At 66.5% G+C, this 22,151-nt stretch carries 18 protein-coding genes and 1 pseudogene; 11 read left to right on the plus strand and 8 right to left on the minus strand.

What is annotated here, in order from left to right; genetic code table 11:
* Positions 1-4 precede the first annotated feature (4 nt).
* The 3 genes from AC1DN9_RS03855 (at position 5) to AC1DN9_RS03865 (ending at position 3,923) form a co-directional block, all read left to right on the plus strand.
* The gene (locus tag AC1DN9_RS03855; protein WP_478097428.1) at positions 5-985 is read left to right on the plus strand and encodes a Bug family tripartite tricarboxylate transporter substrate binding protein; all 981 of its coding nucleotides are present in this window, start codon (positions 5-7) and stop codon (positions 983-985) included.
* A gap of 2 nt (positions 986-987) precedes the next feature.
* On the plus strand, positions 988-2,862 hold the full coding sequence (locus AC1DN9_RS03860) for an alkyl/aryl-sulfatase (RefSeq protein WP_478097430.1): 1,875 nt from the start codon (positions 988-990) through the stop codon (positions 2,860-2,862).
* Positions 2,863-2,990: 128 nt separating this feature from the next.
* Complete coding sequence (locus tag AC1DN9_RS03865; protein WP_478097432.1) at positions 2,991-3,923, plus strand: autotransporter outer membrane beta-barrel domain-containing protein; 933 nt, start codon at positions 2,991-2,993, stop codon at positions 3,921-3,923.
* A gap of 16 nt (positions 3,924-3,939) precedes the next feature.
* On the opposite strand, the gene AC1DN9_RS03870 is transcribed toward AC1DN9_RS03865, so the two are convergent.
* Positions 3,940-5,298 carry a 3-deoxy-D-manno-octulosonic acid transferase gene (locus AC1DN9_RS03870; protein WP_478097433.1) on the minus strand — a complete coding sequence of 453 codons (1,359 nt, stop codon included), beginning with the start codon at positions 5,296-5,298 and terminating at the stop codon, positions 3,940-3,942.
* An 11-nt stretch (positions 5,299-5,309) separates the two neighbouring features.
* Positions 5,310-6,692 carry a phosphomannomutase/phosphoglucomutase gene (locus tag AC1DN9_RS03875; RefSeq protein WP_478097435.1) on the minus strand — a complete coding sequence of 461 codons (1,383 nt, stop codon included), beginning with the start codon at positions 6,690-6,692 and terminating at the stop codon, positions 5,310-5,312.
* Between the two features lie 111 nt (positions 6,693-6,803).
* On the opposite strand from AC1DN9_RS03875, the gene AC1DN9_RS03880 reads away from it, so the two are divergent.
* The 3 genes from AC1DN9_RS03880 to AC1DN9_RS03890 are packed head-to-tail and all read left to right on the plus strand — an operon-like array spanning position 6,804 to position 9,858.
* Positions 6,804-8,357 (plus strand): DNA-3-methyladenine glycosylase 2 family protein, encoded by a 1,554-nt coding sequence (locus tag AC1DN9_RS03880; protein WP_478097437.1) that lies wholly within the window; start codon positions 6,804-6,806, stop codon positions 8,355-8,357.
* A 5-nt stretch (positions 8,358-8,362) separates the two neighbouring features.
* Positions 8,363-8,887, plus strand: a complete 525-nt coding sequence (locus AC1DN9_RS03885; protein ID WP_478097439.1) for a methylated-DNA--[protein]-cysteine S-methyltransferase — start codon at positions 8,363-8,365, stop codon at positions 8,885-8,887.
* Complete coding sequence (locus tag AC1DN9_RS03890) at positions 8,884-9,858, plus strand: DMT family transporter (RefSeq protein WP_478097441.1); 975 nt, start codon at positions 8,884-8,886, stop codon at positions 9,856-9,858. The genes AC1DN9_RS03885 and AC1DN9_RS03890 overlap by 4 nt, the downstream gene beginning before the upstream one ends.
* Here AC1DN9_RS03890 and AC1DN9_RS03895 read toward each other — a convergent pair.
* Positions 9,808-10,560, minus strand: coding sequence for a DUF1345 domain-containing protein (locus AC1DN9_RS03895; protein ID WP_478097442.1), 753 nt, complete (start codon positions 10,558-10,560; stop codon positions 9,808-9,810). The genes AC1DN9_RS03890 and AC1DN9_RS03895 overlap by 51 nt on opposite strands.
* Positions 10,539-11,435 (minus strand): mechanosensitive ion channel family protein, encoded by an 897-nt coding sequence (locus AC1DN9_RS03900; protein WP_478097444.1) that lies wholly within the window; start codon positions 11,433-11,435, stop codon positions 10,539-10,541. Before AC1DN9_RS03900 ends, AC1DN9_RS03895 begins: the two co-directional genes overlap by 22 nt.
* A 148-nt stretch (positions 11,436-11,583) precedes the next feature.
* Here AC1DN9_RS03900 and AC1DN9_RS03905 point away from each other — a divergent pair, with 148 nt between their 5' ends.
* Positions 11,584-12,300, plus strand: coding sequence for a c-type cytochrome (locus AC1DN9_RS03905; protein ID WP_478097446.1), 717 nt, complete (start codon positions 11,584-11,586; stop codon positions 12,298-12,300).
* A 7-nt stretch (positions 12,301-12,307) separates the two neighbouring features.
* Complete coding sequence (locus AC1DN9_RS03910) at positions 12,308-13,576, plus strand: cytochrome c (protein WP_478097448.1); 1,269 nt, start codon at positions 12,308-12,310, stop codon at positions 13,574-13,576.
* A gap of 11 nt (positions 13,577-13,587) precedes the next feature.
* Here the strand turns inward: AC1DN9_RS03910 and AC1DN9_RS03915 are convergent, their stop codons facing one another.
* Positions 13,588-14,562, minus strand: coding sequence for a JmjC domain-containing protein (locus tag AC1DN9_RS03915; RefSeq protein ID WP_478097450.1), 975 nt, complete (start codon positions 14,560-14,562; stop codon positions 13,588-13,590).
* 188 nt (positions 14,563-14,750) lie between these two features.
* On the opposite strand from AC1DN9_RS03915, the gene AC1DN9_RS03920 reads away from it, so the two are divergent.
* Positions 14,751-17,000: a heavy metal translocating P-type ATPase gene (locus tag AC1DN9_RS03920; RefSeq protein WP_478097452.1), complete on the plus strand. Its 2,250-nt coding sequence runs from the start codon at positions 14,751-14,753 to the stop codon at positions 16,998-17,000.
* Positions 16,997-17,413 (plus strand): Cu(I)-responsive transcriptional regulator, encoded by a 417-nt coding sequence (gene cueR, locus AC1DN9_RS03925; RefSeq protein ID WP_478097454.1) that lies wholly within the window; start codon positions 16,997-16,999, stop codon positions 17,411-17,413. Before AC1DN9_RS03920 ends, cueR begins: the two co-directional genes overlap by 4 nt.
* A gap of 12 nt (positions 17,414-17,425) precedes the next feature.
* Here cueR and AC1DN9_RS03930 read toward each other — a convergent pair whose 3' ends face one another.
* Together AC1DN9_RS03930 and AC1DN9_RS03935 are read right to left on the minus strand one after the other, a co-directional pair.
* Positions 17,426-19,783: a fatty acid cis/trans isomerase gene (locus AC1DN9_RS03930; RefSeq protein ID WP_478097456.1), complete on the minus strand. Its 2,358-nt coding sequence runs from the start codon at positions 19,781-19,783 to the stop codon at positions 17,426-17,428.
* A 101-nt stretch (positions 19,784-19,884) separates the two neighbouring features.
* A complete protein-coding gene (locus AC1DN9_RS03935) occupies positions 19,885-20,478 on the minus strand; it encodes a HEAT repeat domain-containing protein (protein ID WP_478097458.1) in 594 nt (197 codons plus the stop codon).
* A gap of 74 nt (positions 20,479-20,552) precedes the next feature.
* Between AC1DN9_RS03935 and AC1DN9_RS03940 the strand changes: the two are divergent.
* A pseudogene (locus tag AC1DN9_RS03940) lies at positions 20,553-20,678 on the plus strand (ATPase domain-containing protein); the annotation flags it as partial.
* A 103-nt stretch (positions 20,679-20,781) separates the two neighbouring features.
* Here AC1DN9_RS03940 and AC1DN9_RS03945 read toward each other — a convergent pair.
* Positions 20,782-22,083: an acetyl-CoA hydrolase/transferase family protein gene (locus tag AC1DN9_RS03945; RefSeq protein ID WP_478097460.1), complete on the minus strand. Its 1,302-nt coding sequence runs from the start codon at positions 22,081-22,083 to the stop codon at positions 20,782-20,784.
* Between the last annotated feature and the right edge of the window lie 68 nt (positions 22,084-22,151).

Consider the following 22,151-nt stretch of genomic DNA (forward strand, 5'->3'; position numbering starts at 1 on the left):
GCCGATGAAGACGGCGTTCAAGAGACAGTTCGCCGGCATCGTGCTGGCTGGTTTGGCGATGCATCTCGCGCACGCCGATGACTTTCCGCACAAGGCGGTGACCGTGGTGGTGCCCTATGCGGCCGGCGGCGGCACCGACGTGGTGGCCCGCTCGCTCGCCGAGCAGATGAGCCGGCAGTTCGGCCAGCCCGTGATCATCGACAACAAGCCCGGAGCGAGCGGCATCCTCGGCACCAACGCCGTGGCGAAGGCCACGCCCGACGGTTACACGGTACTCGTGGCGCTGACGCAGTCCCTGCTGACCAATCAGTTCCTCTACGACAAGCTGCCCTACGACCCGCGCAAGGAACTGGGCCTGGTCACGCAGATCGCGACCGCGCCGTTGATGCTGCTGGTCCCTGGAGCTTCGCCCATCAAGACCGTGGCCGACCTGCAGCGCGAGACCCGCGCCTCAAAGGCCGGAACCAATTGCGGGTCTTGGGGTGCGGGCTCGTATCCGCATCTGGCTTGCGCGCACATGGCGCAGTCCTGGAAGGCCGACATCACGCACGTGCCCTACAAGGGCGAAGCGCCGATGCTGCAAGACCTGGTGGGAGGTCAGCTGAGCTTTACCTTCGGCAGCATCGTCTCCGCCAAGCCCTATCTCGACAGCGGCAAGCTGCGCGCCATCGCCATCACCGGCGACCAGCGGATGCCGCAGCTTTCCAACGTGCCGACCTTCGCCGAAGCGGGTTTTGCCGACCCCGAGTACCGCATGTCCGGCTGGCTGGCGATCGCCGTGCCGCAGGCAACGCCGAAGCCCGTGGTCGCTCGCCTGCAGCAAGCGGCGCTGCAGGCGATCACGTCGCCCGAACTCGTCAAGCGCTTCGAGGTGCTGGGCATGGTGCCAATGGGCACCACCGCCGATCAGTTCCGCAAGAACTACGGCACCGATTGGCCGGTGTGGGAAAAGCTGGTGAAGGTCTCGGGAGCCAAGCTGGACTGATGATGAAGATGCCCAACGTACTGACGCCCGCCGCCCTCGCCGACGGCCCCGAGAACGAGAATCCCGTCACGCGCGGCTTCATCGGCACCTGGCCGAACGCCGAGGTCCGCGACGAGACGGGCCGCGTGGTCTGGACCCTGGCCGGCTACGAATTCCTCGACGAGCCGCAACCCGCACCGACGGTTCATCCCGGTCTGTGGGAACAGGCCCGCCGCAACATGGCACATGGCCTTTTCGAGGTGACCGATCGCATCTTCCAGGTGCGCGGCTTCGACCTCGCCAACATGACGCTGATCGAAGGCGATCGCGGCGTGATCATCATCGACCCGCTGACCTGCGTGGAAACGGCCGCCGCGGCCCTGAAGCTCTACCGCGAGCACCGCGGCGACCGGCCGGTCACCGCCGTCATCTACAGCCACAGCCACGTCGATCACTTCGGCGGCGTGCGCGGCGTGGTCGACGAGCAGGAGGTGATCCGCCAGGGCGTGCCGATCATCGCGCCGGCGGGTTTCCTTTGGCACACGGTGGCCGAGAACATGATCGCGGGCAATGCGATGTCGCGGCGATCGCAGTTCCAGTTCGGTCAGACGCTCAAGCGCGGCGTTTGCGGGCAGGTAGATTGCGGCCTGGGCAAGAACCTGCCTCACGGCACTGTCTCGCTGATTCCGCCCACGCGAACGATCGAGCGGGAACGCGAGCGCCAGGTGATCGACGGCATCGAAATCGTCTTCGCACTCGCGCCCGAGAGCGAGGCGCCGTCGGAGATGTTTTTCTTCTTCCCGGGGCTGCGCGCGCTCAATCTGGCGGAGCTCGGCCAGCACACGATGCACAACCTCTGTCCGTTGCGCGGCGCCCAGGTACGCGACGCCCGACTCTGGTCGCGCTACCTCGACGAAGCGCTGCACGAGTTCGCGCCGCATTCGGACGTCGTGTTCGCCCAGCACAACTGGCCCACCTGGGGCAACGGCACCCTTACGCGCTTCATCGCCCAGCAACGCGATCTGTACAAGTACGTGCACGACCAGACCGTCCGGCTCATGAACAAGGGTCAGACGGCGGTGGAGATCGCCGAGGAACTGCGCCTGCCGCCCGAGCTGCTCGACATCGACCATGCCCAGGGCTACTACGGCGCGCTGGTCCACAACGTCAAGGCCGTGGTGCAGCACTACCTCGGCTGGTACGACGGCAATCCAGCGCGGCTGCATGCGCTTCCGCCTGTCGAGGCGGGCTCGCGCTATGTGGAATACATGGGCGGCGCCGCAGCAGCGCTCGGCAAAGCGCGGCGCGATTTCGAGCGCGGCGACCACCGCTGGGTCGCCGAAGTCACGAACCATCTGGTGTTCGCCGACCCCACCAACGAGGCGGCACGCACCTTGTGCGCCGCATCATTGGAGGCGCTCGGATTCGCCAGCGAGTCGGCGACCTGGCGCAACGCCTATCTGCTGGCGGCACGCGAACTGCGGACCGGCGTGCCGGCCGCGAAGCGGCGCAGCATGGGCAATGACCTGCTCAAGGCCGTCCCGATGGAGATGTTCCTCGACTGCCTTGCCATCCGTCTGGTTGCTGAGCGCGCCAGCGGCCACTGTCTTGCCATCGTCTGGCACATCGTCGACGCCGACGAGCACTGGACCTTGACCCTTGGCAATGCGGCCCTGACCTACCGGCGATCCGCGCGGGGCGCCAAGGCCGATGCCTCACTCGCCGTGAGCCGTGACGGGCTTGCCGGGCTCCTGGCACACCAGGACGGCGTCGCAGCCGCCATCGGCGGCGGGATTGCCACGGGACATGTCAAGGTGTCGGGCGACTCTTCAAAGGTCCAGGCGTTGCTGTCGATGCTCGACGAATTCGAGCCGATGTTCGACGTCGTGACACCGTGACGAAAATCGCTAATCGTCGTTTGCAGGCAACGCCTCAAACCCTCACAATCGACGCACAATAGGTTACGGGCCTTCCGTTCTCCACGGCTTTCCTGAGTCATCGGATCGGTCCAGAAGGAGGTTCGGCCGTGCGTAGTGCATCTCCTGTGTTGGCGGGCGCATCGACCGCGCGGCGCATCCCTCGGCTGGCCGTCGCGGCGGCAGTGTGCGCCGGCAGCATCGGCGCCTATGCGCAATGCTCCTCGTCGGGATTCGGCGCGGCCGCCCAGTGCGCCTCGCGGAACCCCAGCAATTTCGACACCGATCCCAGAGCTGGCACCGCCCCAGCCGCGGCCGACGCCGCGCAATGGTCGCTCTTCAGTGGCACCGACCGCCTCCACCTCGGCGCCACGGCCAGCAGCGACAGCTCGCGCCCCGATTCGAGCGGGATCGGCAACCTGTTCCAGCCGCGCGGTGACACGCCGAGCGGCAGCATGGGCATCCACAGCACCTGGTACCAGGACGATCGAACCCGGCAAGGCTGGTACGCCGACGTACGGGGACAGTACGCATGGTCGGACAACCGGGCGGCCCCTCTGTCTCTGGCCGGCACGGACGGCCAGTCCCGCGTCGGCATCGCGTCCGCCGAGCTCGGCTACGCGATACCGCTGGGCGACACAAGCGGCTGGACACTCCGGCCGCAAGGCCAGTTGATCTACCTGCGCAACAACAACTACAACCTCCTGGACACTGACTTTTCCAACATAGAGACGAGCAAGCGCGCCGGTTGGATGTCGAGGATAGGGATTCGGGTGCAACCGAACTGGGTCCAGACCTCTGGCTGGCGCTTCCGCCCCTATGCCGCCATGAACTGGTGGCACGATGACTTGGGCGACGAGGTGTTGGTCAACCAGATGACGACCTATCCAAACAATCGCTATGAACTCAAGGCCGGCGTCAACGTCGACTTCAAGCAGGGACTCGGTGCGTGGGGCGACCTGGGGTGGCAGTGGAACACTCAGTCGTCGTCCCAGCCGTATCAAGCCTGGACCGTGCGCGCCGGCATGAAGTACGCCTGGTAGGTCGTCAAGGCCGCAATCATTCGAGGTGAGGCTCGGCGCGCTCTTCCGGAACTGTCGGCGACGCCCGTTCGGCGATGTCGAGCAATGCCGCTGCCGTGCGCTCAGCCGCGCCGCGATTCGATGAAGCGAATGCGAGCGCAGCCTGTGCCATCGCCTCACGACGCTCGGGTTTCTCGACCAGCTTGAGCGCAGCCGTCACGGCGTGTTCCATGTCGGCCACTCGCGCGGAAGCGCCGGCGGCCAGCGAGAGTTCCGCCGCTTCTGCGAAGTTGAAGGTCGACGGCCCCATGATGACCGGGCAACCGCAGGCCGCCGCCTCGATCAGGTTCTGCCCCCCCAACGGCTCGAAGCTGCCGCCCAGCAACGCCACGTCGGCCAGGCCGTAGTAGAGCGCCATTTCCCCGAGCGAATCGCCGAGCCAGATCTCGGCCTCGGTCGGCGCGCCGGCAGCGCTGCGCCGCGCGACAGCGAATCCGTTCGACTCGATCAGCGCGGCCACTTCGTCGAAACGCTGCGGATGGCGCGGCACGATCATCCATTGCACGTCGTGCACGCGCTTGGCGATCGACTTGACGGCGTCCTGCGCAGGAGGCACCGGTGCCAGTGCGCCGAAACGCTTGAGCACGTCGAGCAGTTGCTGCTCCTCGCCATCGCGCGAACTCGCGAAGATGACCACGGGCCGAGGGAGTTGCGTACGCAGCTTGGCCGCTGCGGCGAGTTGCCGCGCGTCCGGCGTGGCGTCGAACTTCAAGTTTCCGAAAACGCCCGCGACCTTGGCGCCCAGCGACACCAGCCGGTGCGAATCGGCTTCCGTTTGCGCCCACACGGCCGCCAGCGAGGAGTACGCAGGCCGCGCAAGCCAGCCGAAGCGTTCGGCCCCGGCCAGCGACTTCTCGTTGAGCCGTGCGTTGGCCAGCACCAGCGGAATCCCGCGCTCGGCGCAGGCGGCGGTCATCTCGGGCCAGACTTCGGTTTCCATCAGCACGCCGATGCGGGGACGGAAGCGATCGAGAAAGCGTGCGACCGGCTCCGGCGCGTCCCAGGGCTGCCACACCTGGAGGTCCCCAGGCTCCAGCAGCTTGGCGCCCTCCTCGCGGCCGGTGGCGGTGCCGTTGGTCAGCAGGATCGGAATGCCGGGCAATTGCCGGCGAAGTTCTTCGATGAGGATGCCGGCCGCGCGCGCCTCGCCCAGCGACACGGCATGGATCCAGCACCAGCCCATTCCGTTGGCGGCATCGTCGTAGTGACCGAAGCGCTCTTCGACGGCCAGCGCGTAGCCAGGCTCGGCCGCGGCACGCCGGCGGAGCTTGCGGCGCACCAACGGCTTGGCCAGCGTAGTGACGGCGCCGTAGAGGCGCAACAGCAAGGAACGCACGCTTCGCGGATTCAGTGCGCGGCTTCGGCCAGCGTCGCGTCCGGCTTCACGCTCTTGAGCAGCGTGAGCATTTCGCTTTCAATGCGCTTGAGCGCCGCATCGGTCTGGCCTTCGAAGCGCAACACGAGCACGGGCGTGGTGTTGGAGGCACGGATGAGTCCGAAACCATCAGGCCAGTCGACGCGCAAGCCGTCGATGGTCGACACCTTGGCCGGCGCGTCGAAGGTCGCCGTCTTGACGAGTTGATCGACCACCACATGCGGCTCGCCTTCGGCGCATTTCACATTGAGTTCGGGCGTCGAGAAGCTGGTCGGCAATGCGTTGAGCACATCGCTCGCGTTCGGGCTCTTGCTCAGGATCTCGAGCAGGCGGCAGCCGGCATACGTGCCGTCGTCGAAGCCGAACCAGCGCTCCTTGAAGAAGATGTGGCCGCTCATCTCGCCGCCGAGGGGCGAATCGATCTCCTTCATCTTGGCCTTGATGAGCGAATGGCCCGTCTTGAAGATCATCGGCTTGCCGCCCGCTGCCTCGATGGCCGGCGCAAGACGCTGCGAGCACTTGACGTCGAACACGATGGTCCCGCCCGGCACGCGCGACAGCACGTCCTGCGCGAAAAGTGCCATCTGCCGATCGGGAAAGATGTTGTTGCCGTCCTTGGTGACAATGCCCAGGCGATCGCCATCGCCGTCGAAGGCCAGTCCCAGTTCGGCGTCACCGGCCTTCAGCGCGGCGATGAGATCCCGGAGGTTCTCGGGCTTGCTGGGATCGGGATGGTGATTGGGGAAGTTGCCGTCGACCTCGCTGAAGAGTTCGGTCACTTCGCAGCCGATCGCGCGCAGGATCGCCGGGGCCGACGCGCCCGCGATGCCGTTGCCCGAATCGACCACGATCTTGAGCGGACGCTCGAGCTTGATGTCGCCGGTGATGCGCTTCGTGTAGGCCTCGGTCACGTCGACCTTGCGCACGCTGCCGCCGTGCGCGAGCTTCGCGCTGTCGGCTTCCATCACCTTGCGCAGGCCCTGGATCTCGTCGCCGTAGATCGCGCGTCCGGCGAGCACCATCTTGAAGCCGTTGTAGTCCTTCGGGTTGTGGCTGCCGGTCACCTGGATGCCGCTGGTGCACAACGTATGGGCCGCGAAGTAGAGCATCGGCGTCGTGACGGCGCCGACATCGATCACCTCGACACCGGTGGCGACCAATCCCTTGATCAGGGCCTCCGACAGCGAAGGGCCGGAGAGGCGCCCGTCACGTCCGACCGCCACCGCCTTCTCCCCGGCTGCGCGCGCTGCGCTGCCGAAGGCCTTGCCGAGCGCCTCGGCGACTTCCGGGTCGAGCGTGGAGGGAACCACGCCGCGGATGTCGTAGGCCTTGAAGATCGATGCGCTGATCTGCATGAAAGCAACCCCTGGAAGTTCGAAAATTGAACACGATTGTAGGCATGGCCTTTCGAAGCCAGATGTCCGGAAATGGCTACTCTTGGCCTGGCGCGAACGTATGATCCTTTCATGCCAGCCACCCCCGCCTCCACTGCCGGACTTGAGAGCGATGCATGCTATTTGGCCATGAAGGCCCATGATGCACGCTTCGACGGGTCCTTCTTCACCGGCGTGACATCCACGGGCATCTATTGCCGGCCGGTGTGCCGCGTGAAGCTGCCCCGGCGCGAGAACTGCTGCTTCTTCCGCCACGCGGCGCAGGCAGAGGCCGCAGGATTCCGCCCGTGCCTGCGTTGCCGACCCGAACTGGCGCCCCGCGCCGCGAGTTGGTCGACCGAGGACGCGTCGCGCATCCTTGCGCTGCAGGCGGCACGGCTGATCGACGAGCCCGACGCCTGGTCCGACGACGGCCCAGGCGCGGCGCAAATTGCCGCGCGGCTCGGCGTCAGCGACCGCCACTTGCGCCGCATCTTCGAGGCGCAGTTCGGCGTGTCCCCGTTGCAGTATCTGCAGACGCGTCGCCTGCTCGCCGCCAAGCAGCTGATCGCCGACACGCGACTGCCGATGACGCAGGTCGCGCTCGCCAGCGGATTTGCGAGCGTGCGCCGCTTCAACGCGGCCTTCTTGGCCCACTACGGTCTGAACCCGAGCGCCCTGCGCCGCGCCGGCGGCTCGGCCGATCGCCGTGAAGGCGATGGCGTCGAAGTGAAGCTCGGTTTTCGTCCGCCCTATGACAGCGCCGCGATGCTCGATTTCTTCGCGCGCCGTGCGCTGCGCGGCGTCGAGCTCCTCTCGGAAAGCAACGGCACGAAGCAGTTCGCACGCACGCTGCGCGTGTCGCAAGGCGGCCGGACGCTGCAGGGATGGCTGCAGCTTCGCTTCGATCCGCAGCGCGAGCAGGTCCTGCTGCGCGTGGGCGATTCGCTGGCTTCAGTCTTGCCCATCGTGATCAGCCGCGTGCGTGCCATGCTCGATCTCGATGCCGAGCCGATGGCAATCAACGGTGCGCTGCACGCCAGCTTTCCGCACGGCGACGGCCTGCGCGTGCCCGGTACGGTCGACGGCTTTGAACTGGCCGTGCGCGCAGTCCTCGGCCAGCAGATCACGGTCGCGGCCGCGCGCACCATGGGCTCGCGGCTGGTGCAAGCCTTCGGCGAGCCGATCGCGACGCCCATCGACGGGCTCGACCGGCTCTTCCCCACACCTGCGGCCATTGCCGGTGCAAGCGGCGACGCGCTGGGCCAGCTCGGCATCGTGCGACAGCGCCAGGCAGCATTGCTCGCGGTGGCGCGCGAAGTGATGGAAGGCCGGCTTGCCCTGCATGCCGGCGCCGACGTCCCCGCCACCCTCGCTGCGTTGCAGGCATTGCCAGGCATCGGCGACTGGACGGCGCAGTACATCGCGATGCGCGCCCTGCGCTGGCCCGACGCATTCCCCGCAGGCGACGTCGCGCTGCAGAAGGCGCTCGGCGTCACCACGGCACGTGCGGCTGCGGAAGCTTCACTCGCCTGGCGTCCCTGGCGTGGCTATGCCGTGCTGCGCGCCTGGTACGCCCCCGCCTCATCTCCCACGGTCGATGCTGCATCGATCGTCCCCACCATCGATTCCGGCGTCACCGTCTGATAGCCATGAAATTCAAGACTTCAACGATCTACACCACCCACTTCGACAGCAAGCTCGGCGGCATCACGCTCGCCGCAACCGACAAGGGCCTGGCAGGTGTCTGGTTCGACCGCCAGCGCCACTCGCCGGACATGACCGGCTGGGAAGTCGCGACCGACCATCCGGTGCTGCGCAAGGCGACCGAACAGCTCGACGAGTATTTCTCCGGACGCCGCCAGCATTTCGACCTGCCGCTGGATCTCTCGCACGGCACTCCCTTCCAGCAATCGGTATGGCAGGCGCTGCTCGCGATTCCCGCGGGCGAGACCACCAGTTATGGCTCGATCAGTGCGGGTGTCGGCAAGCCCGCCGCCGTGCGCGCCGTGGGCGCTGCGGTCGGCCGCAATCCGATCAGCGTGATCGTGCCCTGCCATCGGGTTCTCGGCTCCGACGGATCGCTCACCGGCTATGCGGGCGGGCTCGATCGCAAGACTGCGCTGCTCGAACTGGAAGGTGCGCTAGGCGCACCGCTCGCGGAGACGGGTTCATGAGCGAAGCCGAATGCACCGCGGGCGGCCCGGCGACGGCGAATCCCGCGCCACCTCTTTCGAAGCCGAAGGCGGCGAGCCGCCGATGGGTCGTGGACTTGTTGCTGCTGGGCATGCTTTGGGGCGCGTCCTTTCTTTTCATGCGTATCGGGGCCGCCGAATTCGGCGCGCTGCCGACGGCGGCGGTTCGCGTCGCGATCGGGATGATCTTCCTGCTGCCCCTGTTGGGGATGCGGGGACAGTGGTCATCGTTGAAGCAGTACTGGAAGCCGGCGCTCGGCATCGGCGTGCTCAACTCCGGCATGCCATTCGCGTTCTTCTCGTTCGCGCTGCTGACCATCAACAGCGGCCTCGCGGCGGTGATCAACGCGACCGTGCCGATGTTCGGCGCGCTGGTCGCATGGGCGTGGTTCGGAGATCGACCTGGCCGTTCGCGCATCCTGGGCCTGGTGATCGGCTTCGTCGGCGTCGCGATGCTCGCGGGCCGCGGCGCGGGCTTTCATTCCGGCGCGGACGAGGGTGCCGCGCGATGGGCCATCGCTGCATGCCTTGCCGCATGCATCTGCTACGCGTTTTCCGCCAGCCTGACGCGCAAGTACCTGGTCGGCGTCCCTGCATTGGCGACGGCGACAGGCAGCCAGATCGGTGCGACGCTCGCGCTCGCCGTACCGGCGTTGTGGCTCTGGCCCGCCCAGATGCCGAGCGTGCAGGCGTGGCTTGCGCTGGTCGCCGTGGGCACGGCGTGCACCGGACTGGCCTACATCCTGTTCTTCAGGCTGATCGAGAACGCGGGCCCGGCGCGCGCGCTCACGGTGACCTTCCTGGTGCCGGTGTTCGCGTTGTTCTATGGCGCCGTGTTTCTCGGCGAAGAGATCACGCAGTGGATGCTGATCTGCGCAGTGGTGATCGTGTGCGGCGTGGCGCTATCGACGGGTCTGGTCAGGCTGGGCCGCACCAGCCGCCGGGCTGCCTGAAGACGCCGGCGACGGGCCCTGCATCGACGCGGCCACCACGTTGATGGACAGCGCCAGCACCAGCATGTTGAAGGTGAACGCGAGCACGCCGTGGATCAGCGTGATGCGCCGCATCTCGCGCGACGTGACCTGCACATCGGACACCTGCGAGGTCATGCCGACCACGAAGGAGTAATAGAGAAAGTCGAAGTAGTCCGGCTCCGACTTGCCGGGGAACTTCAGCCCCGGGGGCTCGGCCTTCGGGCCTTTCCCGCTCTCCTTTTTCTCGCGCTGGTAGTAGCGGTGCGCGTAGTGGAAGGCGTAGATGGTGTGAATCATCAGCCACGAACTCGCGAGGCCCGCCAGCCCCAGCGCGATGTGGCCGACACGCTGCGCACCAGACAGTCGCGGCACCTGCTGCAGCAGCATCGCGATCACTCCGACACCGACGCCGACCGCGATCACCATGATGATCAGGATCCATGCCTTGGGCTGGTCGAGTTGCTGCGCGCGCAACCGTGTGCCCTCCGCATCCGACGTCTCTGCCAGCCACCAGGCGGGCAGCAGGTACGCGGCGGCCGCGACGCACCAGCCCAGCAGACCGCGCGAGGCGTCGTCGAGCGGCCAATGAAACAGCGGCAGGCCGAAGCTCACCACCAAACCCAGGACAGCGCCGCACAGCAGACGCTGCCAGCCCGTCATCAACGCGAATTGCTTGCGCATGCGGCGACTTTAGCGCCAGCCGCCCAATGCGCCGGCGCCGGGCCGTACAGCGCCATGCGGGGAAGCTGCAGCTGGATGTCTGCCCGATCGAACGCGACCTTGAGGCGCCGAAGGTATTCCCGGCGAATCGTCCACTGTTGCAGGGGCAACACCTTGAAGCGACAGCGCAGCACGACGGCACCGTTCTCGAAGCGCTCGACGCCCGCCATCTCCAGGTCCGCGAGGATCTTTCCTGCATGGGAAGGGTCGGCTTGCAGCGTTGCGCCGACTTGCACCATGACGGACAGGACTTCATCGATGTTCTCCTGACAGGAAACGCCGACCTCGACCACGGCCTGCGCGAAAGACCGCGACATGTTGGTGACGGTGGTCACGAGATTGTTCGGCACGAAATGAACGTTGCCTTCATAGTCCCGCAGCCGGACGTGGCGAAGCGTGATGTCCTCCACCACGCCGCTGAGATCGGCGATCTTCACGACGTCGCCGGTACGGATCTGGTCCTCGAACAGGATGAAGAAGCCGGTGAAGTAGTCTTTCACCAGGCTTTGCGCCCCGAAGCCGACGGCCAATCCCACGACGCCGGCGGCGCCGAGAATCGGCGCCAGCGATATGCCGATTTCGGCAAGCACCAGCATGACCGCGATGGCGCTGACAGCCAAGGCGATCAGGTAGCGGACCACGCGTCCGAGCGTCTCGGCCCGCTGGGGGCCGTCGGCTCCGCCGAGCCGGGCCTCGACACGAAGACGAACCGCCCCCACGACCCTTTGAAGCACGATGATCGCGGCCCACGCAACCGCGATGATCAGCATGATGCGCAGGCCTGAGAGCACGGGTGCGCTCCATTGTTGCCAGTTGATGCTTTCGAATGCTTTCATGTATTGATTCATGGCGTCCATTCTCTGGAGGTGCGGCCTTTCCGCGACAGCGGAACGATCTGAAAAGCACGGCGAACCGTCCGACGCGCAGAACCGATCCGATCGCGCTACGCTCCGGCGTGCCCGTCGTCCAACCAACGAACCACGAATGAACATTCCACGCCTCCTGGCGCCCCTGCTCACAGCCTGTGTCCTGGCGGCGCCGGTGTTTGCCGCACCGCCTGCGCCCGGGCACGTTCCCGACACCATCGAACAACGCGTCGCAGCCTGCATTGCCTGTCACGGCCGCGAGGGATCGAGCACCGAGGCAGGCTATTACCCGCGTTTGTCCGGCAAGCCTGCAGGCTATCTTTTCAACCAGCTGCAAAGCTTCCGGGACGGCCGTCGCTTCAACACGGACATGGTGCATATGGTCCGGCACCTGTCGGACGCCTATTTGCGCGAAATCGCCGAGTACTTCTCCTCCATCGACCTGCCCTACCCGCCCGTTCCCAGCACCACCGATGCCACGCCCGAGATGCTGGCGCGCGGCAAGGCGCTGGTGTTCCAGGGCGACGCGGCGCGCGACATTCCGGCCTGCGTGCGCTGCCACGGCGAGGCACTGACCGGTGTGTTGCCCGGAATTCCGGCGCTGGTCGGCCTGCCGCGCCTGTATCTTTCATCACAGCTCGGCGCATGGATCACCAACGAGCGCCACGCGCTCGCGCCCGACTGCATGGCGGAGGTGGGTCGCAAGCTCACGTCAGCCGACATCAACGCCGCGGCGAGCTGGCTCGCGATGCAACCGGTGCCCTCCAACCCCAAGCCCCAGGCCACGGCGCCGAGCCCCGTGCCGATGGCATGCAGCGCGCTGAACGCCAACTGAGCCCGCCATGCGACGCCTTTTCTATCTGCTGGTCTTCCTGGTCACGCTCGCGGTGCTGGCCGGCCTGGCCATCGTCGGGCTCAACCTGCGCGGGGAGGACAAGCTGCCGGAAACACCGGCCGCCTTCAATGGCACGCCGGCCCAGGTCGAACGTGGCCGCTATCTCGCGCTGGCCGGCAATTGCGCGGGATGCCACACGGCCCTCGGCGGCGCGCCGTACGCGGGCGGCGTCGGCATCGAGACGCCCTTCGGCACTGTCTTCGCGAGCAACCTGACACCCGACCCGAAAGCCGGCATCGGCGACTGGAGCGCCGACCATTTCTGGCGGGCCCTGCACAACGGCCGCTCGAAGAACGGGCGCCTGCTCTACCCCGCCTTCCCCTACCCGAACTTCACGCGCGTGACGCGCGACGATTCGGATGCGATCTTTGCGTATCTGCGGAGCATCCCGCCTTCGCCGACGCCGAACGTTCGGCACCAGTTGCGCTTTCCCTATGACACGCAGGCTGCGCTCGCGGTGTGGCGTGCGCTCTCCTTCACGCCCGGCACCTTCGAACCGAATCCCGCGAAATCTGCCGAGTGGAACCGCGGCGCCTACTTCGTCGAAGGCCTCGGCCACTGCATCGCCTGCCACGGCACCCGCAACGTGCTCGGCGCCACGCAGGAGAAGCTGGGCCTCTCGGGCGGCCTCATCGCGGTCGAGAACTGGTATGCGCCTTCGCTCACCTCCAAGCGTGAAGCCGGCGTCGCCGACTGGGACCCGCAGGACGTGGTCGAACTGCTCAAGAACGGCCGGTCGGCGCGCGGCTCGGTCATGGGCCCGATGGCCGACGTGGTATTCGGCAGCACCCAGCATCTGGACGAGGCGGACCTGCACGCGATGGGTGTGTACCTCAAGGAACTGCCGAGCACCGCGACCGCCGCGGCGCCGACTTCGACCACCCGACGCGACCCCCGCGTCATGGAACGCGGCGCCAGGATCTTCGACCAGCGCTGCGCCTACTGCCACGGCGACTCAGGCCAGGGAGCAGTGGGCGCCTATCCGCCGCTCGCGGGCAATCGCGCCGTGCTGATGGACTCGGCGGTCAACCTGATCCAGATCGTGCGCCACGGCGGTTTCCTGCCTTCGACCGGAGGCAATCCGCGCCCTTACGGCATGCCGCCTTTCAGCCCGGTGCTCGACGACATCGATGTCGCCGCCGTGCTGACCTACGTTCGCGGATCGTGGGGCAACGACGCACCCCCCGTGACACCGCGCGACATGATGCGCCGGTGACGAGCAGCGCCCTAGTAGGAGCCGGGCGGCGGCTTGAAGGTGAGTTCGTTCTTCGTCTTCATCGCGTAGGCCGCGCGGGCCAGCGACGAATGGGCAAAGCCGATGACTTTTCCGATGGGCGCCTTGATGGCGTCCACCATCGGCGATTCGCCCGGCTGCGCAGGCGACAGCCCGCACTTGCGCAGCATCCGATTGAACTGGTGCACGCGCGCCGTCTTGCGTGTATGGGCGGTGTAGAAGTTCACGCCGACCGAGATCGCCACGCGGTCGCCGGGCGTTGTCCATTCCGGGTCCGAGCGCGTCATGTGGGGCGAGGTGCTCGGGAAGTAGATTCCGTCTCCCGGTCCTGTCACGAATTCATGGCTGCGCGCGACGAATTCGTCCTTCAGCCGGACCTTGCGCGCCGAGTGGGCGACGATGTAGTCCTCCACCCCGTCGATCGGCACGACCACGCGGTCGGTATGGTCCCAGACGTTCATCACCTTCTGTCCCTGCAACATCAGCCAGAAGTTGTTCTCGCGGTCGATGTGGAACGGCGTCACGGACGGCGGCGCCGAGATGAAGATGAAGCCGGTGACCATGAAGATCCCGCGCTGCTCGCGCATGATGGTGTCGCGCACGTTGTCCAGAACGTTCTCGAGAAGCGCCTTGTAGCGCGGAATGGCTTCGACGTCGTAGAGCGCAATCCAGGAACCCGGCTCCTCGATGCGTCTGAACACTTCCTCGATGCTGCGTCCGTCCGAAGGCTTGCTGTCGTGCGCAAAGCCTGACGCCTGCGTGATGCCCGGCCTGACGAAACGGCACTGCTTGAGCGGCACCAGTTCCTGCGCAAGCGCTTCCAGTTCAGGCAGTTGAAAGAGTGGATGCAAGTGGTAGGTGTGATGGAGCCTGCCCACCTTGTACGTAGTGAAGCCTTGGGGGTCGTCCACCCACATGCGGCAGTCCTTCGTGACGGCCGCCATCCGATCGATTTCGCTCGCGCCCATCGAAACCTCCTCGATGTGATTGCGCAAGAATAGGCGATGTAACAAAAAAATACTAAATGGCGTTCGATGTAGTACGAAAGAACGACCCCAACACCAAGCCCATCAAGTCCGCTTGACCCTCCCATCATGGAAAGGTTGAAACTCCTTCCATCCCGCCCACATGGCGGCTTGAAGGACAGGAAATCTCCATGAACCACAGCTTGGCGCTCTCGCCCGGCACGACGACCGGCCTCCTGGAATGGTCGCTCCCGATCGAGGGCATGACCTGCGCGTCCTGCGTGGCGCGGGTCGAACGGTCGCTTGCCGGCGTTCCGGGCGTGACCGAAGCCAGCGTCAACCTGGCGACCGAAGCGGCCAGCGTGCGGACCGATGGGTCGGTGGAGCTCGCCGCCCTGCGCGCCGCCGTCGAAAAGGCGGGCTACGCCGTCGGCGAGGAAGAGGCTCCGGCGGCACTGGCCGGCGTGGCGCGCACCCCTGGTTTGGCATCCGTGCAGCGGCGCGGACGCAACGATGCATGGCCGGTCATCGCCGCCGCCATTCTGTCGGCGCCACTCGTGTTGCCGATGTTCGGCATGCTCTTCGGCGAGGAATGGATGCTCGACGGCTGGCTGCAGCTCGCGCTGGCAACGCCCGTTCAGTTCTGGCTCGGCGCGCGCTTCTATCGCTCGGGCTGGAAGGCACTGAAGGCTCGCGCCGGCAACATGGACCTGCTGGTCGCCCTTGGCACGTCGGCCGCGTACGGACTCAGCGTCTACCTTCTCCTGTTCGCGCACGCCGACCATGGCATGCCGCACCTGTATTTCGAGGCTTCGGCGGTGGTCATCACGCTGGTGCTGCTCGGCAAGTGGCTGGAAACGCGAGCCAAGCGCCAGACCACCGAGGCCATCCGGGCGCTGAACGCGCTGCGTCCCGAACGCGCGCGCGTACGGCGAGACGGCGCGGAGCACGACGTGCCCGTGGAGCAGGTCCGGATCGACGACCTGGTGGTCGTCCGCCCTGGCGAGCGGGTGCCGGTCGATGCGCTGGTCATCGAAGGCAACAGCGAAGTCGACGAGTCGCTGATCACCGGCGAAAGTCTGCCGGTCGCCAAGCAAAAGGGCGATGCCGTGACCGGCGGCTCCGTCAACGGCCAGGGCCTTCTGCTGATACGGACCACCGCGGTGGGCGCGGAATCCACGCTCGCACGCATCGTTCGGCTGGTCGAGTCCGCCCAGGCGAAGAAGGCGCCTATTCAGCGGCTGGTCGACCAGGTCAGCAGCGTGTTCGTGCCGGTGGTCGTCGGTATCGCCCTGCTTACTTTCCTTGGCTGGGGCCTCGCCACGGGGAACTGGGAGACGGCGATATTGAATGCCGTCGCCGTGCTCGTCATCGCGTGTCCTTGCGCCCTGGGCCTCGCCACGCCGACGGCCATCATGGCCGGGACCGGCGTCGCCGCCCGCCATGGCGTGCTGATCAAGGATGCCGAGGCGCTCGAAGTGGCGCACAGCGTCAAGGTCGTCGCCTTCGACAAGACCGGCACGCTGACCGAAGGTCGCCCGGAACTCGTCGCCTGCGAGGCTGTCGACGGCCACGCGGAAGCCCTGCTCCGCGCCAGCGCCGCCATCCAGGCCGGCAGCGAACATCCTCTGGCTCGTGCGGTGCTCGCCGCCGCGAAAAACGCCGGCATCGACATCCCGCGTGCCAGCGCCGTGCGCGCTGTTGCGGGACGCGGCATGTCGGCTGTCGTCGATGGTCGCGAGATGCGCCTGGGCAGCAGCCGTTTCATGCGCGAACTCTCGGTGCCACTCGGCAAACTCGACGCCCGCGCCTCGCAATTGCAGTCGGAAGGGCGCACCGTCTCATGGCTGGCGGACGTGACCGAAGGCCGGACGCTGATCGGCATGCTGGCGTTCGGCGACACACCGAAAGCCACGGCGGCCGAAGCCATCCGGCAATTGCACGCACAAGGCATTCGCACCGCGCTGGTCTCCGGTGACAACCGCGGCAGCGCCGAGGCGGTGGCGCGTGTGCTGAAGATCGACACCGTGCGCGCCGAAGTACTCCCCGAGGACAAGGCGACCATCGTCGCGCAACTGAAGGCCGACGGCGAGCGCGTCGCGATGGTCGGCGACGGCATCAACGACGCGCCTGCGCTGGCCGCCGCCGATGTCGGGATCGCGATGTCCACCGGCACCGACGTGGCGATGCACGCAGCCGGCATCACGCTCATGCGGGGCGATCCGGCGCTGGTGAGCGACGCCATCGACATCTCGCGCCGCACTTACGCCAAGATCCGGCAGAACCTGTTCTGGGCCTTTGCGTACAACGTGGTCGGCATTCCCCTGGCGGCCTTCGGCCTGCTGAGCCCTGTGATCGCCGGCGCCGCGATGGCCTTCAGCAGCGTGAGCGTGGTGAGCAATGCGTTGCTGCTGCGCCGCTGGAAAGGAAAGGCGCGATGAGCGCAGCAAGAGCAGACATGGAACCTTTCAACATCGGCGAGGCCGCGGCCCGCTCCGGCGTTTCCGCCAAGATGGTGCGGCACTACGAGTCGCTCGGCCTGTTGCCCGACGTGGCCCGCACTGACGCGGGCTATCGGCAGTACACAGAGAGCAACGTGCACACGCTGCGCTTCATCCGCCGTGCGCGCGATCTGGGTTTCAGCATGGCCGAGATCGCCGAACTGCTGAAGCTCTGGCAGAACAAGCGCCGTGCAAGCGCCGACGTCAAGCGCATCGCCCTCGCGCACGCTGAAGACCTGCATCGTCGAATCGAGGAGATGGCGGCGATGAAGCGCACGCTGGAGCGGCTCGCCGAGTGCTGTCATGGCGATCACCGCCCCGATTGCCCGATCCTCGACGAACTGGCGGAGTAGGCGCGCCCGCACCTATCGATTTTCGAACCGGTTGTAGTCGAGGATGCCGGCTTCCAATGGCTGATCCTTCTGATAGCGATCGATGACGGCATCGCTGAAGGCCCAGAAGTCGGGATTGGTGCGGCGCACGGCCCAGCGTTTCGAGAAGGCCGCGTAGTCGGCCTCGGACCGAAGCTCGCGCATTGCCGCAGTCATGGCCGGCAATTCGGCCACGGTGGCGCGATAGAAGGCATTCGGGTAGCTGCCGATCACGCCGGGGACCATCGTCAGCGTGTCCTCATCGGGCCGCAGCTCGCGGCGCTCGCCGACCAGATGGGACACGCTCGAATGCGCCGTGTTGCGCAGCAGGCTGAAAGTGGTCCTGGTGCCGTCGGCCGCCTCGACGACCAGGAGCGCGCTTTCAGGCATCCATTGCAGTGAGGTGCCGTGCACGGCCTCCAGCTCGCGCTGCGGCGCTTTCAGCGTCGGCGCCGCATGGTGGTCGAGATCGAAGCGCGTGTCGAGCACGGGAGCCAGCTTCGTCTTCATCATTTCGAGCAACTCGCGCTTGGGGTCGGCCGTCCGAAAGCGGATGCCGCTCTCGATCGCCAGGGTCGTCGCGGGGCCGCCATACACCTGCTCGCGCGTGCTCAGGCTGTCGTCGCGGTACCACGCGTCCCGCGTGACCGTGCGCTGCGCCTTGGGCAGCAGCATGATGAAATTGAACTCGCCCTCCATGCGCAGGAAGTCCATGTAGAGCCGCGAGTTGAGCTGGTGTCCGATGTTGCCGTAGACGTCGTAGTTGGCGACCAGCAGATAGTGGATGCGTTCGAGCAGCGGATAGCCGATGACCCACGCCGTCTTCGGCGATTCACCCACCATGCCCTTGACCACGCTCGCGCTGTCGTAATGGCGGAACACCGTCAGGGCGGCGTTGTCGTTGCGGCCATCACCGTCCCAGATCAGCCGCAGATCGAGCTTCTGCGGTCCGCCGAGGCTCCGGGCCAGAAATTGAGTGCGGGCCTTCAGGTAGTCGTTCTCCAGCCTCGCGTAGTAGAGCCAGGGAACCACGACATCGGTGTTGCTGCTGCCGGTGGGGAGCCGCAGCAGATTGGCATCGCGGGCCAACTGGCCGGAAAGCGCGCTGTCGTAGCCCTCGGAGGGCGCGAGGAACACGACCCAGAAGTGGTCTTCGATCACATCCAGCGCCATCTGCCCGCGGCACACCGGCCCCTTGATGAAGCCCATGATCGTGAATTCCGCCTCGTCGAGCATGAAGCGATAGCGCGCGCCGACCGGCAAGGCCGCAAAGGTGGAGAACGGATTCGCCGCCGTCTCGGCGCTGTAGCCCGGCAGGCGGTCCACCGAATAGGGCGCATCAAGAAACAGCGAGCGCCAGCGAGTCATGCGTTGTGCGCTCAGGGCATAGGGCATGTGCGTCTTGGCGACGATGGTCTCGCGCTCGGGCACGAGCCGGTAGTAGACGCGGTCCACGCCGGGATCGTCGACGGGTCGACGGCTGGCGACAAGTTGCACCGGCTGGCCGGGTGGCGTGGCCGAACGCACCATCTTGAAATATTGGCGTTGCGGATCGTCGTCGAAATAGAGATCCGCGAGAAACAGGTGCTCGTAGGCGTAGCGGCTGAAGAGCCTTTCCTTCAGCGACTCGCCGTTGAAAAAAAGCTCCCACTGCGCGACACGCTGCATCGCCAGGCCCGACGGCGCGGGCGGGCCCTCGTACGGCGCTCCCTTCTCGATCCACTGGGTGAGGGTACCGTGCTCCGCAGGGCTGAGACCCGGCAATCCGAACGGCATCCCGCCCAATGGCGACTCGCGCTCGTAGCGCGTGATCTCCTCGCCCGCAGGACACGTCGCCTTGCGATTGATCGAGAAGTCCAATCCGCCGCTGACGACACCTTCGGTCGGCAGCGGATGCTGCTGCTTGAGAGACAGCAGGCGATGCATCAGCCCGGCGGTGCGGTTCGCTTCCGGTGTCGGCGCATGCTCGTTCAGGACGGGGAAGAAGTCACGTGTCCGCCATTCCGAGGGCTTGTCGGCGTCGACAAAAAGACGCGACGGCGGGGCCGCGAGCAATCGGGTCGCGTCATACACCGGCGTCTTGTTCGCACCCCGCGCGAGTCCTTCCCAACTCGTGGCCTTCAGCTGGCAAGGTGCGTCATAGCACGCGTGGCAAACCACGCACCGGCGATCGAGGATGGGCTGGATGGTCTGCGCGTACGACTGACCTGCGGGCGGCGCGATGGGCTTGTCGAAGCGCGTCGGGTCCGCCGGACCGAAGAGATCGTCGAAGCGCTGCGTGGCAACCGTTGCACAAGCGGCAATCAAGACGAGGACAAGGACGATCAATGACGCGACACGAACACGACGCATGCCGGTGCCCTTCGACTGTGGCTATGGGTCATGCACTGTAACGTGGCGACATGACGCGCCAGTGGCCCGCTTGCACGGGCCTGAGCTTGCTTGGCGGGGTTCTACGGGCAGTGCGCAGCAATCCACTGCCGCCACTGCATGCTGGCAGCTTGGCGCGCCGCGTCGTCCGCTCCCTTCGGGTCATAGGCACCGAGCGATTGCCACAAGGCGCTCCAGTCACCGGCCTCGGGCATGTCCGACACCAGCGTCTCCAGCACAACGAAGGCACGCTGACGCGTGACGGGATTCGGCGCATCGAGCAGCGGCATGATCGCCGGCAGTGCGTCGCGACCGCGTGCAATCAGCACAAAGGTCGCGACGGTATGCGGCGGATGCAGATCGTCGGGATAGTCGTCGATGGTGCGCACGAGCGCTTCCAGAGCACGCTCGTCGCCGATGGCGGCCAACGCCTGCGCGGCGCGGGCGCGCACTCTCGGCTCTGAATCGCCGAGCGCGCCAGCCAAGGCCTCGGCGGCCGACGGATCGGCGATTTCAGCGAGGCCCTCCGCGGCTTTCTCGCGCACTTCGGAGTCGGGGCTCGCAAGCGCGCGCTGCAAGGTCGGTGTGGACGCGCGGCCAGCCACGACCAGCGCGGCGAGTGCGCTGGTGCGGTCCGTGGGATCTGCGGCATCGAGCCCGCCAAAGTCGGAACTCATGGCCTCATAGCGTGACAGCGCCGGGGCTGCGCCGATGTAGGCCGCCGCCGCATGCTGCGGCCACGTCGACCACCTTGCTGCAGTTCGGAGTCCCTGGCCTCGACGATGTCCTGGGTGGCGGCCTGACGGCCAACCGCCTCTACCTGCTGGAAGGCGCGCCCGGCGCAGGCAAGACCACCGTGGCCATCAAGTTCCTTCTGGGGGCAACTCGGCCTCCGGGAGCGCATCGAGACGGCCGGCTTCGACCACCACTTGCTCAAGCCCGTCAATCTCGAACAGCTGCTGGTTTTGCTTTGAGGCGCTTCAGGCCAGCCGCATCTTCTGCGCCGCCTCCCGCAACTCGGCGCGAAAGTCCGGATGCGCGATGGCGATCAGCGCCTCCGCCCGCTGCTTCGCGCTCTTGCCGCGCAACTGCGCGACGCCGTATTCGCTCACCACATAGTTGACGTCGTTCTTGCTGGTCGTGACGTGGGTGCCCAGCGTCAAGGTCGGCACGATGCGCGAGATGGTGTTGCCCTTGGCCGTCGACGGCAGCACGATGAAGGACTTGCCGCCGTTCGAGCGATTCGCAGCACGCACGAAATCGCTCTGCCCGCCGGTCCCCGACACCGGCGAGAAGCCGAGGCTTTCGGAGCCGCACTGCCCGATCAGGTCCACCTGCATGGTGGCGTTGATGGAAATGAGGTGGTCGTTCTGCCCCGCGAGGTGCGGATCGTTGGTGACATCCACTGGATGCATCTCCAGCATCGGATTGCGATGCATGAACTGGTAGAGGCGCTTCGAGCCCAGCGCGAAGGTCGCGAACATCCGGCCCGGATGCATGTTCTTCAGCCGGTTGGTGACGGCGCCGGCTTCGACCAGCGTCAGGATGCCGTCGCCGACCATCTCCGTGTGGATGCCGAGGTCTCGCTTGTGCGTGAGCTGCATCACCACCGCGTCCGGAATGCCGCCGTAGCCGATCTGCAAGGTGGCGCCGTCCGGAACCATCTCGGCCACCTGCTTGCCGATGGCCTCCTGCACAGGGCCGATGGTCGGCAGGCCGACCGCCGGGAGATCGTCTTCGGATTCGACGAGCGCACTCACCTGCGACAGATGCACGCGGCAGGCGCCATACGAATACGGCACGTTGGGATTGACTTCGAGCACGATGGCGCGCGCCTTGGCGACCGCCGCCATCGTGTAGTCGGCGGCCAGGCCGAGCGAGAAGTAGCCCTCTTCGTCCATCGGCGAGGCCATGCTGAACACCACGTCGGCCGGCGTGAGTCCGCGCTTGATCAAGGCGGGAAGCTCCGAGAAGTTGGCCGGCACGTAGTCGCTCCAGCCCTCCTGCCCGCCCGCGCGCGACGCGGGCCCGAAGAAGTAGGCGACGTGCCGCACGTGCCGGACCGTCTCGGGATCGAAGTAGCCGTATTTCTTCAGCGGCAGGATCTGCGAAACCCGGACGTCGCGGAAATCGCGACGCTGGTTCGACAGCGCCGTCAGCAGGTGCGGCGGCTCTCCCGGCCCCGTCGGCACGACGATCGTGTCGCCGTCGTGGACCAGCCGCACCGCGTCGGCGGCGGACATCCGCTTGCTCTGGTATTTGGATTCGAAGGCGAGGGTCATGGCTTACTCCCGGTGTCGGCTTGCACGCGCGCGAAATGACGGCTCCGCGGCGCAAAATCGCGGCCGTT

This window comes from Variovorax sp. 05L425 (genome assembly GCF_056397705.1).

What these genes read in the sequence shown, in the direction of transcription:
- AC1DN9_RS03900 (WP_478097444.1), bottom strand. Translation starts at nt 11,435, where the DNA reads ATGAAAGCATTCGAAAGCATCAACTGGCAACAATGGAGCGCACCCGTG.
- AC1DN9_RS03855 (WP_478097428.1), top strand. Translation starts at nt 5, where the DNA reads ATGAAGACGGCGTTCAAGAGACAGTTCGCCGGCATCGTGCTGGCTGGT.
- cueR (WP_478097454.1), top strand. Translation starts at nt 16,997, where the DNA reads ATGAGCGCAGCAAGAGCAGACATGGAACCTTTCAACATCGGCGAGGCC.
- AC1DN9_RS03915 (WP_478097450.1), bottom strand. Translation starts at nt 14,562, where the DNA reads ATGGGCGCGAGCGAAATCGATCGGATGGCGGCCGTCACGAAGGACTGC.
- AC1DN9_RS03910 (WP_478097448.1), top strand. Translation starts at nt 12,308, where the DNA reads ATGCGACGCCTTTTCTATCTGCTGGTCTTCCTGGTCACGCTCGCGGTG.
- AC1DN9_RS03930 (WP_478097456.1), bottom strand. Translation starts at nt 19,783, where the DNA reads ATGCGTCGTGTTCGTGTCGCGTCATTGATCGTCCTTGTCCTCGTCTTG.
- AC1DN9_RS03860 (WP_478097430.1), top strand. Translation starts at nt 988, where the DNA reads ATGAAGATGCCCAACGTACTGACGCCCGCCGCCCTCGCCGACGGCCCC.
- AC1DN9_RS03880 (WP_478097437.1), top strand. Translation starts at nt 6,804, where the DNA reads ATGCCAGCCACCCCCGCCTCCACTGCCGGACTTGAGAGCGATGCATGC.
- AC1DN9_RS03895 (WP_478097442.1), bottom strand. Translation starts at nt 10,560, where the DNA reads ATGCGCAAGCAATTCGCGTTGATGACGGGCTGGCAGCGTCTGCTGTGC.
- AC1DN9_RS03905 (WP_478097446.1), top strand. Translation starts at nt 11,584, where the DNA reads ATGAACATTCCACGCCTCCTGGCGCCCCTGCTCACAGCCTGTGTCCTG.
- AC1DN9_RS03885 (WP_478097439.1), top strand. Translation starts at nt 8,363, where the DNA reads ATGAAATTCAAGACTTCAACGATCTACACCACCCACTTCGACAGCAAG.
- AC1DN9_RS03935 (WP_478097458.1), bottom strand. Translation starts at nt 20,478, where the DNA reads ATGAGTTCCGACTTTGGCGGGCTCGATGCCGCAGATCCCACGGACCGC.
- AC1DN9_RS03890 (WP_478097441.1), top strand. Translation starts at nt 8,884, where the DNA reads ATGAGCGAAGCCGAATGCACCGCGGGCGGCCCGGCGACGGCGAATCCC.
- AC1DN9_RS03945 (WP_478097460.1), bottom strand. Translation starts at nt 22,083, where the DNA reads ATGACCCTCGCCTTCGAATCCAAATACCAGAGCAAGCGGATGTCCGCC.
- AC1DN9_RS03875 (WP_478097435.1), bottom strand. Translation starts at nt 6,692, where the DNA reads ATGCAGATCAGCGCATCGATCTTCAAGGCCTACGACATCCGCGGCGTG.
- AC1DN9_RS03920 (WP_478097452.1), top strand. Translation starts at nt 14,751, where the DNA reads ATGAACCACAGCTTGGCGCTCTCGCCCGGCACGACGACCGGCCTCCTG.